This window comes from Flavilitoribacter nigricans DSM 23189 = NBRC 102662, assembly GCF_002646595.1.
GTDB lineage: Bacteria > Bacteroidota > Bacteroidia > Chitinophagales > Saprospiraceae > Flavilitoribacter > Flavilitoribacter nigricans.
In genome coordinates, this window is record NZ_PDUD01000022.1 from 57050 (window position 1) to 71183 (window position 14134).

The 14134-nt window shown below is 52.5% G+C and carries 12 protein-coding genes; 8 read left to right on the forward strand and 4 right to left on the reverse strand.

From position 1 onward, the window contains the following. The first annotated feature begins 273 nt into the window (after positions 1-273). The 7 genes from CRP01_RS16885 (at position 274) to CRP01_RS16915 (ending at position 6507) form a co-directional block, all read left to right on the forward strand. Entirely contained in the window at positions 274-2283 is a 2010-nt protein-coding gene (locus CRP01_RS16885; RefSeq protein ID WP_099151254.1) for a bifunctional riboflavin kinase/FAD synthetase, read from the forward strand. Beyond that, complete coding sequence (locus CRP01_RS16890; protein ID WP_099151255.1) at positions 2280-3005, forward strand: RluA family pseudouridine synthase; 726 nt, start codon at positions 2280-2282, stop codon at positions 3003-3005. Before CRP01_RS16885 ends, CRP01_RS16890 begins: the two co-directional genes overlap by 4 nt. Before the next feature lie 141 nt (positions 3006-3146). Beyond that, positions 3147-3569 carry a response regulator gene (locus tag CRP01_RS16895; RefSeq protein ID WP_099151256.1) on the forward strand — a complete coding sequence of 141 codons (423 nt, stop codon included), beginning with the start codon at positions 3147-3149 and terminating at the stop codon, positions 3567-3569. Positions 3570-3813: 244 nt separating this feature from the next. Next, positions 3814-4377, forward strand: coding sequence for an RNA polymerase sigma factor (locus CRP01_RS16900; protein WP_099151257.1), 564 nt, complete (start codon positions 3814-3816; stop codon positions 4375-4377). A gap of 83 nt (positions 4378-4460) precedes the next feature. Next, the gene (locus CRP01_RS16905; RefSeq protein ID WP_099151258.1) at positions 4461-5324 is read left to right on the forward strand and encodes a helix-turn-helix domain-containing protein; all 864 of its coding nucleotides are present in this window, start codon (positions 4461-4463) and stop codon (positions 5322-5324) included. Positions 5325-5484: 160 nt separating this feature from the next. After that, positions 5485-6087: a cysteine dioxygenase gene (locus tag CRP01_RS16910; protein WP_170110408.1), complete on the forward strand. Its 603-nt coding sequence runs from the start codon at positions 5485-5487 to the stop codon at positions 6085-6087. A gap of 51 nt (positions 6088-6138) precedes the next feature. Beyond that, the gene (locus CRP01_RS16915; RefSeq protein WP_222845757.1) at positions 6139-6507 is read left to right on the forward strand and encodes a DsrE family protein; all 369 of its coding nucleotides are present in this window, start codon (positions 6139-6141) and stop codon (positions 6505-6507) included. 377 nt (positions 6508-6884) lie between these two features. On the opposite strand, the gene typA is transcribed toward CRP01_RS16915, so the two are convergent. The 3 genes from typA to CRP01_RS42325 all read right to left on the reverse strand — a co-directional run bounded on the left by typA (position 6885) and on the right by CRP01_RS42325 (position 10521). Next, positions 6885-8693, reverse strand: coding sequence for a translational GTPase TypA (gene typA, locus CRP01_RS16920; protein WP_099151261.1), 1809 nt, complete (start codon positions 8691-8693; stop codon positions 6885-6887). 336 nt (positions 8694-9029) lie between these two features. Continuing rightward, positions 9030-10331 (reverse strand): M24 family metallopeptidase, encoded by a 1302-nt coding sequence (locus tag CRP01_RS16925; RefSeq protein WP_099151262.1) that lies wholly within the window; start codon positions 10329-10331, stop codon positions 9030-9032. Between the two features lie 22 nt (positions 10332-10353). Beyond that, complete coding sequence (locus CRP01_RS42325; RefSeq protein ID WP_170110409.1) at positions 10354-10521, reverse strand: hypothetical protein; 168 nt, start codon at positions 10519-10521, stop codon at positions 10354-10356. A 168-nt stretch (positions 10522-10689) separates the two neighbouring features. On the opposite strand from CRP01_RS42325, the gene CRP01_RS16930 reads away from it, so the two are divergent. After that, positions 10690-12432, forward strand: a complete 1743-nt coding sequence (locus CRP01_RS16930; protein ID WP_099151263.1) for a hypothetical protein — start codon at positions 10690-10692, stop codon at positions 12430-12432. Between the two features lie 68 nt (positions 12433-12500). Here CRP01_RS16930 and CRP01_RS16935 read toward each other — a convergent pair whose 3' ends face one another. After that, on the reverse strand, positions 12501-14051 hold the full coding sequence (locus CRP01_RS16935) for a serine hydrolase domain-containing protein (RefSeq protein WP_099151264.1): 1551 nt from the start codon (positions 14049-14051) through the stop codon (positions 12501-12503). Positions 14052-14134 lie beyond the last annotated feature (83 nt).

Consider the following 14134-nt stretch of genomic DNA (forward strand, 5'->3'; position numbering starts at 1 on the left):
TGTGTGTGAACGGGTGCAAATTGGTCGAAGCAAGTGAAAGCGCACCATCCGGCGCCTAAACTTATACACTTTTACACTTCTGTGCGTTTAAGGTTCAAAATTAATAACAATTCCCAAGACATTTTGGTTAATCCTGGAGAATAGGTACCTCCGGTAAGCATGAAAAGACTTAAACAGCTTTTTTTTCAGCCGATACCGGGATAAAATTGCGCGGGGGAATTTTACCGCTAAAATCACCGAAATCCCCCGCGCAAATTCTACATTTGCGTCGCTATGAAAGTATTTTACGATCTGGATCATCTACCGAGGTTTCAAAATGCAGTGATCACCATCGGCTCTTTCGATGGGGTACATCGCGGCCACCAACGGATTATCCAACAAGTCAATCACCTGGCCAGAAGCATCGACGGGGAAAGTGTGGTCATCACTTTTCACCCGCACCCGCGTCAGGTGATCTACCCGCGGGATAATTCGCTGCAACTCATCACCTCCACCGAGGAGAAAGTGCGGCTGTTGCAACAGTACGAGGTGGATAATGTGGTGGTGGTGCCCTTCACCATCGAATTCTCGCAGCAACACGCCGACGAGTACATCCAGAAATTCCTGATCGAGAAATTCCAGCCCCGATACATTGTTATCGGCTACGATCACCGCTTCGGTCTGAATCGCCAGGGCGATCTGAACTACCTGCAGTGGTACAGCGAGCAGGCCGATTACGAAGTGGTGGAGATCGCCAAGCAGGAGGTCGATGACCTTTCCGTAAGCTCCACCAAGATCCGTAAAGCGCTCAATGCGGCGGATATCGACACGGCCAATCTGCTGCTGGGCCATCCTTTTCCCCTTTCGGGTAATGTGGTGCACGGACAGAAACTGGGGCAAAAACTGGGTTTTCCTACTGCCAATATTCAGTTGGAGGATTCCGTCAAACTGGTACCACCGCACGGGATCTACGCCGTACACGTCTACCACGAAGAGCAACGCTACGGCGGTATGCTGTACATCGGTGACCGACCGAGCCTGGCCGATGCCGGCCACCGCACCATCGAGGTCAATATCTTCGATTTTCAGGACAACCTCTACGGTAAAGAACTCTATCTGGAGATCGTCGGCTTTATCCGGGAAGATGCCCGCTTTCCCGATCTGGAAGGCCTGAAAGCCCAACTGGCCGAAGACCGCAAGAGCAGTCAGCAGTTGCTCGACCGACTGGAAGCGCAGCAGAGTCCGGTTGCCGAAAGTACCGCCAGCGTGGCGGTCGTCATTCTGAATTACAACGGCCGGGAATATCTCGAAAAATTCCTACCTTCCGTATTCAACAGCAGTTATGAGAATCTGACGGTCTACGTGGCCGACAACGGCTCCGGCGACCAATCTCTGGCGTGGCTGGAGGAACACCGGCCGGAGGTCCGGCGCATCGATCTGAAAAAGAACTACGGCTACGCCGAAGGCTACAACCGGGCGCTGCGCCAGGTGGAATCCGATTACTATATCCTGCTGAATTCCGATCTGGAGGTGCAGCCCGGCTGGATCGAGCCGATCATCCGGCTGCTGGAAGAAGATCCCGCAACGGCCGCCTGCCAGCCCAAGATCCTATCCTACGAGAATCCTTCGGCTTTTGAATACGCCGGTGCCGCCGGGGGCTGGATCGATTACCTTGGCTACCCTTTCTGTCGCGGTCGCGTCTTTGATCTCACCGAAACGGACGAGGGGCAGTACGATGATCAGCAGGAGATCTTCTGGGCCAGCGGTGCGGCCTTTTTTGTACGGGCTAATCTTTTTCACCGCATTGGCGGTTTCGATCCCGATTATTTTGCCCACGCCGAGGAGATCGATCTGTGCTGGCGGCTAAAGAGGGCTGGTTTCAAGATCCAGGTCGTTCCGGAAAGCGTGGTCTACCATCTGGGTGGAGGCACCCTGAACTACCAGGCACCCAACAAAGCTTATCTCAATTTTCGCAATACGCTGTATACCATCTGGAAAAACGAATCCGGCCTCAAACTCTGCTGGCTGATCCCGGCCCGTATGGTCCTGGACGGCGTAGCCGGTGGGCTGTTCTTATTTCAGGGGAAATTTGCCCACATCAAAGCGATCGTGCGGGCTCACTGGACCTTCCTGCCCAAGATCGGTCAACTCAGCCGGAAAAGGCAGCATTACGCCGGGCTGATCGCCAAAGCGGGCAACGGTCTGCCACCGAACGAGCGGGGGCGCTTTTACGGCAGCATTGTCTGGCAGTACTACGCACTGGGCAAAAAAAGATTTAAATCCATTATAAACGGATCCATATGAAAAGCAGGGTGGACATCCTCTACCAGGACGATCACCAGATGGTGGTCGATAAACCGGCCGGATTGCTGGCCGTACCGGACCGCTACGATCCCGCCAAACCTAACCTGATGGACTGGCTGCGCGAGCGGTACGGGGATATCATCAAAGTGCACCGCCTGGATAAGGATACCAGCGGCGTGATCTGCTTTGCCCGCCATACGGATGCTCACCGGCATCTGTCCCTGCAATTCGAACAGCACGAGATCGAAAAGACCTACCTGGCGCTGGTGGAAGGTGCAATGGCCCGGGAAGCAGGCACCATCGACCAGCCCATTGCACCCAACCCGTCGCGGCCCGGCCGGATGATCGCCACCAGTAAGGGAAAAAGTGCCCTCACCCATTTCCGGACGCTGGAAACCTTTCAGCGATTTTCCTGGGTGGAAGTCGAGATCGAAACCGGCCGCACCCACCAGATCCGGGTGCATTTTCAGTATCTGGGCCACCCGCTGGCGGTAGACGAATTTTACGGTACCCGCAATGCCCTCTTCCTCTCCGAGATCAAAGGGAAGGGCTACCGACTCGGTAAAGATCAGGAGGAGCGACCGCTTATCAGTCGCTTAAGTCTGCACGCACACCGGCTGGCGTTCGTCCCTTTTGGCAAGTCCGAAAAGGCTACTTTTGAAGCGCCGCTTCCTAAGGATCTGGCCGTTAGCCTTAAACAGCTGCAACGCTGGGGCGGATAGGGACCGGTGCACCCAAAAAAATTTTCTCCGCCGGATGTTACCAATTTACATTTCCACGTCTCAAAGCCTAAATTAATTTCCCTGTGCAGCCCGGCGAGCCCCAACAGCGACACCGGAATTAAATCCTATTGATGACTGATCATGGAAAATAACGCCCACCAATTGGTTAAGGTGGTTGTCGTGGAAGATCACTTTCCGGATTTTGTGCTGATTGAAACAGCCTGTGAGCAACTGCCCTTCCCAGTGCAGTTGACGCATTTTTCCAATGGATTGGACTTACTCCATTCGCTCTCGCCGGACGGCAGTACGGACCTCGATTTCATCTTGCTGGATCTGAAGAACTGTGTAATGGACGGTCGGTCTTTCCTGCGGAAGATCCGGGCCCTACCGGCCTATCAGTATTTGCCGATCATTGTTTTTTCCAGTTCGAAGACCCCTTCCGATGTGCAAAGCTGTCTGGAGTTGGGAGCAAATGCCTTCGTCTCTAAACCCCTCGAATACCCGGAGTTTGCCCGGCTCATTCACAGCCTTTTCACTTTCTGGAATTACAACATCAGCCTCTGAGCTATACCCCCGGAACGGAAAACTTTTGCTTTCTACCCATCTATGTATAAAAAAGGCTTTATATTTGTTGCGATTAGATGCGCCGCTAAACCGGATCGTTAATTGACAAAGACTATTCTTAAGATCCGGCTTTTACGCTTCCAATCAAACACTGTACAACCGCTTTGAAAAGCAAAATCTGCGATACGATCCAGCATTGTATCGCTTTTTTTTATAATATTGTAGAGTACTAAAAAACGCGCTCATGTACTCTTACTCTGATTGCCAGGCCCGGCAAAGCAGCCGGCTATTGGCGCAAACCTACTATCAGCGGGCCGATACCCGCATTCTCGCCATTCTTTTCCACCGTTATCGTGCTTCCGTTTTCCGAATCTGCTGTTCCTACCTGAACAACCGTATGGAAGCCGAGGACGCTACCATGGAGATCTTCGAAATGCTCCCCGATCAATTAGGTCGCTACCGTATCCGGAACTTTTCCTACTGGTTCCGTCAATTCAGCCGGAATCACTGCCGGCGGCGGCTGAGAAGGCAGCCGCCGCGGATTTGGAGCAACGCCTTCGGCCCCTTGTCAGAAGAGCAGTCTTCGGAGGCAAAGCTCAGGATGGAAAAGAGGATCGAACAACTGTATCTCGGTCTGGATCAACTCAAGCAGCCCCAGCGGAACTGCATTGTGGGCTACTATTTTGAGGAGCTTTCCTACCGGGAGATCGCCCAAAAACTAGAGCTTTCCACCAAGGCGGTGAAGAGTCATATCCAGAACGGGAAAAGGAATCTGCGCAACTTTTGCCTGAAGCCCTGTCCCACTTAGTGTATGCCCGTTCTGGCTTAGCGTATATTTTCCAATTTAGCTGATATAGTGGTAATTTGATCTTGTATTAAACACCTAAAACCATGCTAAATTTTTTTAAGATCGTAAAGGAGAATCTGAGCTTCAATCGCTTTCAGTTCCAGGAAACCGTTTGCCTCGAATACAGTTGCCCGATCGACGCCGAAACGGTCGGGATCTTTTCCAAAAATGACTATCTGGTCCACGTACTGAGTGGAAAAAAGACCTACCGGACCATCAACGGGGAGTGGACGGTGAATCCGGGTCAGACCCTCTATTTCAAAAAAGGGGCGGAGATCATCAACCAGTATTTTGATGATGAATACTGCATGCTCGGTTTTTTCCTGTCGGATGACCTGATCAGGGAAACTTACGAAGAAGTCAAAGGCCAGGTCCTGGTCAATACCGCCGGAGATCACCGGAAATTCACGGCCGCCGAAGTGCGTAATTCCAGTTACCTGGAAGGTTATTTTCACTCCATGCTGACCTACTTCCGCGGGATCAACCGCCCGCCCGATCATATCCTCGTCCTCAAACTGAAGGAGCTACTGCTGAACCTGATGAGCGCCGATCCCTTACTGACGGCCTACTTCAGCAGTCTTGCGGATTCGGGCCGCCCACCCCTACACCAGATCATGGAGCAAAATTTCTGCTTTAATCTCAAACTCGAAAATTACGCCGAGCTCTGTCACCGGAGTCTGTCTACCTTTAAAAGGGACTTTCAGGAACACTACCAGGAAACACCCGGTAAATGGCTTACCAAAAGGAGGGTGCACCACGCGGCCCATCTGATCGCGAATTCCGGCCTAAGTGTTACCCAGGTTGCCTTTGATTCCGGCTTCGAAGACCTGTCTCATTTCAGCCGGGCTTTCAAAAAGATCATGGGCAGTACCCCTACGGAATTCAAAAAAACACTGGTGCAGGTCTGATTTTTTGAGATTGGACTTTTTAGTCCACCAATTGAACTTTTGGGCAAAACCGGGCGCTGAAATAACCTGCTTCTTTGCATTGTACCTAACATCAAAGAAGAAAGTTATGAAAACCCTTGTCCATCAACCCCATTACCCAAACAACCACGAAAACACCGCTATGTCCAAGATTAGCCCTTACCTGGCGATCCAGCGCGGTTCCGCAACTTCCAGTCCCCGACGGGAAGCCAAACGTATCTTATTGCCCTCCCGGAAAACGGACGAAGGCAACCAAAGCATACTGACGGAGGCGGCAGCCGAAGCAATGGCCAATGGCCACATTCCCAACCTGGAGAAGATCTGCCGGGAACTGAACGCCACCTTCCACGACGGAAGCCGGGAACATTCCGCTTTACAGTTTATCCCCATTCTCAAGCAATTATCCGCCTTCGATGCGGCCGAAACGGAACGCTTCCTCAGCAATCCCCAAACCAGCTATGTACTGGTACAGAACGATCAGCTAAAGGTGGTGCTGATCCACTGGCCTCCGGGCAAATTCAGCAGTATTCACGGACACGCCCAGGGAGGCTGTGTATTCAAAGTGCTGAAGGGAAGCGTGCAGGAGAAACGCTATACCCCCGACGAGCGACAGCACGAGTTGGCTACCAGTCGGTTCGAAGAGCAGGCCATGGCCTATATCGACGACGAAATGGCTTACCACGCGGTGGGCAATCCCTACGACGAGCCGGCGATCAGCCTACACGTGTATACGCCGGGGCGTTAGGCCAACCAATCTCAAAATTCAATAAATCTAAAACCCTTAAATCAAATGGTTATGGAAACGAATCAAAAATTAGTAGTGATCATCAGCAACGGTCTGGACAACGAACGCTCCTCTGTAGCCTGGAGTATTGCCAACGGTGGTATCAATTCCGGACTGGACGTATCGATATTCCTGGTAAGCTCCGGTGTAGACTGGGTGCGCAAAGGTGCGGCCGATGCCGCCCGCCCCAACCCGGAAGATCCGCCCATAGGTGAGATGATCCAGAAAGTACTTGATAATGGTTGCGCCATCGGAGTATGCCCGCCCTGCGCAAAGGTGCGCGGTTATTCCCAGGAGGATTTCATTGACGGAGTGACCATTGTCGGTTCGAGCGCCATTCACGAGCCCATTAAGGCCGGCGCAGTAGCATTGACGTTTTAGGTGATCTGGTGACGGAGTATCCCGAAGATGTAGAAACAAGGGTTTTCGAAAGCAGGGGAGATGGAGGGCACACGCGTGGCTTCTTTCTCCCACCTGCTTCGCTCTTGAGCCCTGCATGGTGAGCAATTTTACCCGGTTCGGCCGGATCTGAGCACTCCGCGCATCTTCCACTCCGTCCTTTATCCGACACCCAAACCCATAGCCCGCGACTGACAGCGCGCGGCACCCATTTTATCCAAAAGGTTTTTCATTTCAGGACTAAAGCAGAAAGGTTGGGCAGTGTCGATCGGGATCCTGGGGATCTCCGGTTTTCGACAACTGTCCAACCTTCTTTATTGGGTCCTTCCGCTGCGGAAGGAATTGATCTTATCTAACTACTAAACCAAAGCGGCATTTCTTGAACGCTTGCGCTCGTGCTCTTTCAGCAGCATTTTGCGGAGGCGGATCGATTCCGGCGTCACTTCTACGTATTCATCTTCCTGGATGTATTCCAGCGCTTCTTCCAGCGTGAACACCTTGGGTGGGATCAGCTTGAGCTTGTCATCCGCTCCGGAGGAACGCATGTTGGTCAGCTTTTTGGTTTTCGTCAGGTTGATCACCAGATCGCCCGGACGGCTGTTCTCCCCTACTACCTGACCTTCGTAGATCTCGACACCGGCTCCTACGAAGAAGCGGCCACGGTCCTGCAGGTTGAAGATACTGTAGGGGATCGCTTTTCCAGTTTCCATACTGATCAGCGAACCGTTGATACGGCCGGGGATCTCGCCTTTGTGCGGCTGGAATTCCTTGAAGCGGTGCGTCATGATGGCTTCACCGGCAGTTGCCGTCAGCATATTGCTCCGCAGACCGATGATACCCCGGGAAGGGATCTCAAACTCCAGGTGTACCTGGTCGCCCTTCGGTACCATTACCAGCATCTGTCCTTTACGGCGGGTAACCATGTCGATCACCGTGCCGGAATGTTCGTCGGGAACGTCGATGGATAGTTCCTCGATCGGTTCGTGGACGATTCCGTCAATTCGCTTGTTGATTACCTGCGGCTGTCCGATCTGCAGTTCATATCCTTCCCGACGCATGGTCTCGATCAGTACGGAAAGGTGCAAAACACCGCGACCGTATACTTTGAAAACATCCGCAGAATCGGTCGGCTCCACGCGCAGGGCGAGGTTGCGTTCCAGTTCTTTTTCCAGACGCTCTTTCAGGTGACGGGAAGTTACGAACTTACCTTCCTGACCAAAGAAAGGTGAATCGTTGATGGTGAACACCATACTCAACGTCGGCTCGTCGATGGCGATGGTGGGCAATGCTTCCGGCTGATCGAAATCGGCAATTGTATCCCCGATCTCAAAACCTTCCACACCGAAAACCGCACAAATGTCGCCCGCTTTGACTTCCTCTACTTCCTTACGCTCAAATCCTTCAAACACATAGAGGTTACGTACCCGGCTCTTTTCGATCGAACCGTCTTTTTTCATCAGGCTGACCGGCTGACCGCTCTTCAGCGTACCCCGGTTCAGACGACCGATGGCGATACGGCCGATATATTTACTGTAATCCAGCGAAGTAACCAACAGCTGGGTAGTTCCTTCTGCTACTTTCGGTGCCGGAATGTGTTCGATGATCGTATCCAGCAGCACGGTGATATCTTCCTGGGGTTCCCGCCAGTCGGTACTCATCCAGCCGTTTTTGGCCGAACCGAAGATGGTCGGGAATTCCAACTGTTCTTCGTTGGCTTCCAGGTTGAACATCAGATCAAATACCTCTTCGTGTACATCATCCGGGCGGCAGTTCGGCTTGTCCACTTTGTTGACCACTACGATGGGTTTCAATCCCAGCTCCAGGGCCTTGGACAGTACGAAGCGGGTTTGCGGCATGGGACCTTCAAAAGCATCCACCAGCAGCAGTACACCGTCCGCCATATTGAGTACACGTTCTACCTCACCTCCAAAGTCGGCGTGACCCGGGGTGTCGATGATATTGATCTTGTGATCTTTATATTCGATAGACACGTTTTTGGACAGGATCGTGATACCACGCTCTCTCTCCAGATCATTATTGTCCAGGATCAGTTCCCCGGGCCGTTCGTGGTCGGCAAACAGCTTTCCGGCGAGGATCATCTTGTCAACCAGGGTCGTTTTACCGTGGTCAACGTGGGCAATAATGGCTACGTTACGAAGATTATTCATAAATGCTTTTATCAAATGAGGCGCAAAGGTACGCATAATATGCGAAAGTGGGTATAGCCAATTGAAAATTATCCTAAATATAATTTATTGAAAAACAGCAAATTACACCATTGAAACGATCTATTTGTTTTTACCAGGATCAGCAAACTTAAATTGTCCAGGCGGAGGGAATACCAAATAAAATAGTCATTGTTAGGAAGACGGGAGGGGGTGAGGGGGTGATGGGGTGACTTGGTGACTTGGTGATGGGGAGACTTGGTGAGTGGGAGACGGGTTCCCACTCAGCAGGTCTTCTCTAACTTTTGAAAACTGGTCCACAGCATCTTCCCGCTTGGGTTATTTGATCACCAACACCCGCGGATTCACCGGATAAAGCCATTCAATACCCCGGGAGGTGACGATGGCGTCATCTTCGAGCGGCACGCGCAATTTTTTACCGCCCCACTCCGGCACCTTGGTATAGGCAAAGAATTCGATGGACAGGAGGTTAGAAGGTTTGATCTCAAAGCCCAGACGGACCGGGTTGAAAAAAGCGATCGACGGCCCGACGCCGTGCCCCCAGTTACCTACCGAGTGGCAGCCGATAATGACGTCGGTCACATCTCCTTCCGTAAACTGATTGAAACCTTTCATCTTATTGAAGCCGGCGGCCGTCAGGGCTTCGTACACCGCATCTTCGGCCTGTCGGGCCGTGACACCCGGTTTGATCGTTTTCTTGATGATGTCCCGCACTTTCACCGCTTCGTCAAAGGCGTGCTGGATACCGGCCGGCACCTCCGTTTCCCCTTCCTGTAAAACGTAGGCCATGCGCTTCATATCCGTGTACATATTCATCAGCCCGACGCCCCAGTCAATCATCAGTACATCGCCACGCTGGATAATGCGATCGGTCGAAGTGGCCAGGATTCCGCGGACGCCGGTGACGTATACCGACGGCATGCCGAAGGAGGATCCCAGATTGTGTTTGAAAAGCTGTTCTTTCATCCACCAGGCGACGTCTTCCAGGGTGGTAATACCCGGCGTGATCACCTCATTGGAGAGGGCCTTTTCGGCGATCTGATAAGCCAGATCACAGGCTTCTCCGTAAACGGCGATCTCACTCGCCACCCGCCGGGAACGGAAATCAGATACGAGTTTCTCGGCCGATACGAATCGCGCTGCGTAGGTTTCGCCCAGTATTTCCGTCAGTTCCAGATAGCCGGAATAAGATAAACCGTCCGCGCCACCGATAGATCTGGAATAATTAAGGCCGATCCGCTGCGGGTCCCTCTCGGCGACATAGTCTTTCAGTTCGAGTTCCGAGCCGAAATAGTCGTAAGCGCCGCCTTCTTTCAGCAGATAGCCGCTGATGCCCAGTGCCGCTCTTTCTATGCGATCACCGCCCCGATCGGTAAAGACATAGTAGCCGGTGGAGCCTACATAGCCTTCTCCCATATCCGGATACAGGGGATCAAATCGTCCTTCCCGGTTCATGATGATCCACATGTCAATATTATTCTCCCGCATCACTTCCGGCAGGATCAGGTCAAATTTATCATTACGGATCTGGTTCATTTTACGCCAGCGGCGGTGGGCTTCCTGGCCGGTCAGTGAAATGGAGAGAAAGATCAGCAGTAGTAAGGTAAACGTTAAGCGCATACTTTTCCGGTTTTTGTTTCCACTAAAGATAAGCGGGTTTTTGACTTTGGCCCCCAAACTGAGCGGCAGCAAACCGGATATTGGCGTGCCAGGCCATAGCTACCACAAAGGAATTTGGATATTGCACCCGAAAAGCGATGGCTCCGACCGGGACATTAGTCTTCTTCTGAGCACCAAAAGAAGCTAGCATTTGGAGTTATTTTCAGTTATTTATAATCAATTGAAAATCATCACACTAACTAATAAAAGACGATAGATTTTTAACAAAATTTTGGTTATTATGGATTATAATTGTCGTCGTTCAAGTCCGGAAAAGAATTGATTTTCACGGTCTATAATCACCTAAAACCCCTACTTTATGAAAAGCACTACCGCAACGCGTTTTCCATTTTTATGCATCTGCCTGGCCTTCTTATGCCTCACTTCCTGCAGTCGTCGGGCAACCACCTACCTTTACCAAAGCAAAGGTGAAACCTTCGTTTTCCCGGAAAGTGATCTGCAACTCAAACCGACCGGGATCTGCTTTTCCGGCGGCGGCACCCGCGCCATGACCTGTGCCACCGGGCAAATGAAAGCCCTCGACAGTCTCGGTATCTGGCCGCACATTGGCTACATTTCCTCGGTTTCCGGAGGTTCCTGGGCGTCCTCCATCTTTACCTTTTACCGACCGACGGCCAATGGTCCCAGAAACGACCGTGAGTTGTTAGGGACACCCCGGGGAGCCCAAAAACTTACCCTGCAGGAATTAAAACAGCCGATCTCAACACGCCACATGCTCTACGCGGTTACCCGCGATCTAACTTTCAGGTTGCTGGAAGGCCTGGCGGAAGATGATGTCAGTTTAGGACTGCTCGAACGATCCGATGATATCTGGATCGATGCCGTTGCTTCCACCTACCTAAAGCCGTTCGGATTGTACGGCGGCCGGCAATCCTATTTCACTCTGGATCGGGCCAGTATGCAGGACATCATCCGGCGGGAACCGAAACTCCGGCTTTCGGAGCGGGATTTTCACCTGGTGCACCAACAGGCCGGAGATGCTCCCCGACCCTACCTCGTCATGAACTCCTGTGTCCTGGGACCTTCCGAAGACCTGCCCTTTCCCGGTCACGAGCAACTGACGGTATTCAACTATTCCCCATTGGGTGTCGGAGCCACCCAGTTTCGAAACATTACCTTCGACCAGGAAAAAACCGGGGAACACGACTTTTCCGTCGGTGGCGGTTTCATCGAGCCTTTCGCCATGGGTGGCACCGCTCCATTGCAGCCTCCCGCCGTATGCGAAGATGAGCGGGGCCGGCAACGACTGTGCGCCGAGATCAAGTTACACCCCAAACGGCGTTTCAGACTCGCCGATGCGGTCGGCACCAGCAGTGCGGCCTTCGCCGCCGAAGTTGGGCAAAACGCAGCATTGGGTATTCTCACCGAAATAGCGGCCCTGGGTTCGATCATTCCGGAACAGCACTACTGGCCCGCAGGCGCTGACAACATCAGCGCGGAATCCTTTCGCTTTGCCGACGGCGGCAGCCTGGAAGATCTCGGCGTCGTGTCCCTCCTGCAACGTAAGGTGAAAAAGCTGGTCGTGTTTATCAATACGGATACCCCAATCGATACGACCTTCAAACCGGGAGAAAGTGCCCCGACCGAAAAGGTCATTGACTACGATCTCTTTACTTTGTTTGCCGATTACACCTACGGGAATCACATCCACAATCAGGTCTTTTCCGAAGCGGATTTTGTCCGGGTCTTTAATCAGTTTGTGAATTGTGTGAAAAACGGAGAAACCGTAATGGCCCGGCTAAATACCACTACTCTGGCCAATCCCTGGTGGGGCATTCAAGCGGGCCAGGAAGTAGAGATACTCTGGGTCTACAACGACAAAGTTCCGGATTGGGAAGGCCAGCTACCGCCGGCCATTCAGGCCGAAATTGCGAAAGGTAAATCCGGCCTGTTCCCCAATTTCCCACAGTATCCGATCGCCTTTCCCGAAGAGATCCCTTACCTGCAGCGGCTTAGCCCGGCGATGGCTAAACTCCTGTACGAGTTACAGTTCTGGAATGTGTATTCCCACGGATCGGAATTTGATTTTCTAAAAGAGTGATCATTCTTTTTCCTGGAAATACAACGAATCGTCAGATTGCTGACTGATCAACCGCTATATTGAGAGCATCAGCGGTTCACGTTCAGCCTTTGCACCTTCGGGTCCGCTTCGGGGCTTAAGGTGAAGAAAACCCGGAGGGTATCCCGCTCTGCGTTAAGATCAAAAGCGCCGCGCAATTGATTGATCGCCCTGACATCACTTACCGATTGAATAGGTCCAGCTTCTGTAAGCAGCGCGTTGATCTTTTCCATTCGAGGATCCCGGGGCTCGTCCAGATAGAAATTTTCGGCCAGGATCTGCTGCTCCAGTCCGGCGTCCCAACTCGTGATCATTTCGACGATCTGATCGCGCCTGGTCGTCAGGATATCAGCGGTGCCGACCTGCCGTGGCTGCAGATCCAGTTCGTCGAAGAGCAATTTTAGGATTTCCGGATAGGGCCAGGGCGTGGTGTAGGTAAGATTGCAAAACGCCATGATCCCGATGCCCAGGTCCGGATAGAACACATAGTTGCTACCGAAACCGGGAAGCGCCCCGCCGTGGGAGATCCTCCGGGTGCCGGCGCAGTTTTCCGAGATCCCCAGACCGAATCCGTATCCCGACAGCACCGGGCAGGGAACATCATTCCAGTCCGTGGCGTTCGGGATCAGGCGGACAAACTGGGGTTGGTGCATTTTTCGTAAAGAACTTCGTTTGACCGGACCGTCGTCGGCAGCCGTTCTCGGCGGCCAGGCGGAGAGGTGAAAGCTGACGTATTTGCTAAAGTCGGAAATAGAGGTGATCAGTCCGCCCATCGCCCCGAAGGCGCCGTCGTGTAACATGGGTTCGATCTCCAGACTTTCGGGCCGGTAGCCGATGGCCAGTTGTTCCGCAGGCACGGCTTCGTATTCCCAGTAGGTTTCGGACATGCCCAGCGGTTGCAGGATCCGGGTGGTGATGTACTCCTGGTAGGGCATCCCGGAAACCCTGGAGACGATCATTCCCAATATGGCGTAGCCTGTATTGCTGTATTCAAAAGCAAAGCCCGGTGGGTTAGAAAAGCTGATCCCGCTGAGGATCAGGTTGGTTAACATACTGTCCGGTTCGTCCAGTTGCCGGTCGCCCCACGGGTTGTCTTCCGGGAATCCGGCCGTCATGGTCAGTAGGTTTTCGATGGTAATGACCGGCGCATCGTTGGTCGGATAGACCAGTTCTGACATTTCCGGAATATAATCGGCCACCGGATCACCCAGGGCAATACGCCCGTCTTCCATAAGCTTCATAATGGCCATGGCGGTAAAACTTTTCGTCATGGAAGCAATACGGAAGGAGGACTCCGTCGTAGCGGCTATTTCCTGTTCCCGGTTGATGACGCCCACCGCCGAATCGATCACCAACTCATCATCGACCACCACCCCGTAGGCGATGCCCGGGATGTTCCGGTCTTTAGCGTAGTCTGCAAACAACTGATGTAGCTTCATCCGAATGGATTCGATCTGCTGCCGGCGATCATCCTGCGCAAAAGTGGAAGGTACGTAGGTTGATGAGACCCGGGGTTCTGCCTGCGTTTCTGCCGCTTCCGGCGTTTCCGAGTTGCAGGACCAAAAACCGGCCAGGAGTAGTAACAATAGCGTTCTGTACATTCTTTTGATTTTGGGTTTTAGGAGGAGTTTTCCATCGATTTGCAGCACAACTAATTCTGGGTGAACCTCACATCACTGGGCTC

What these genes read in the sequence shown, in the direction of transcription:
- CRP01_RS16895 (WP_099151256.1), top strand. Translation starts at nt 3,147, where the DNA reads ATGGAAAATAACGCCCACCAATTGGTTAAGGTGGTTGTCGTGGAAGAT.
- CRP01_RS16890 (WP_099151255.1), top strand. Translation starts at nt 2,280, where the DNA reads ATGAAAAGCAGGGTGGACATCCTCTACCAGGACGATCACCAGATGGTG.
- CRP01_RS16925 (WP_099151262.1), bottom strand. Translation starts at nt 10,331, where the DNA reads ATGCGCTTAACGTTTACCTTACTACTGCTGATCTTTCTCTCCATTTCA.
- CRP01_RS16905 (WP_099151258.1), top strand. Translation starts at nt 4,461, where the DNA reads ATGCTAAATTTTTTTAAGATCGTAAAGGAGAATCTGAGCTTCAATCGC.
- CRP01_RS16885 (WP_099151254.1), top strand. Translation starts at nt 274, where the DNA reads ATGAAAGTATTTTACGATCTGGATCATCTACCGAGGTTTCAAAATGCA.
- CRP01_RS16910 (WP_170110408.1), top strand. Translation starts at nt 5,485, where the DNA reads ATGTCCAAGATTAGCCCTTACCTGGCGATCCAGCGCGGTTCCGCAACT.
- typA (WP_099151261.1), bottom strand. Translation starts at nt 8,693, where the DNA reads ATGAATAATCTTCGTAACGTAGCCATTATTGCCCACGTTGACCACGGT.
- CRP01_RS16915 (WP_222845757.1), top strand. Translation starts at nt 6,139, where the DNA reads ATGGAAACGAATCAAAAATTAGTAGTGATCATCAGCAACGGTCTGGAC.
- CRP01_RS16930 (WP_099151263.1), top strand. Translation starts at nt 10,690, where the DNA reads ATGAAAAGCACTACCGCAACGCGTTTTCCATTTTTATGCATCTGCCTG.
- CRP01_RS16935 (WP_099151264.1), bottom strand. Translation starts at nt 14,051, where the DNA reads ATGTACAGAACGCTATTGTTACTACTCCTGGCCGGTTTTTGGTCCTGC.
- CRP01_RS42325 (WP_170110409.1), bottom strand. Translation starts at nt 10,521, where the DNA reads ATGCTAGCTTCTTTTGGTGCTCAGAAGAAGACTAATGTCCCGGTCGGA.
- CRP01_RS16900 (WP_099151257.1), top strand. Translation starts at nt 3,814, where the DNA reads ATGTACTCTTACTCTGATTGCCAGGCCCGGCAAAGCAGCCGGCTATTG.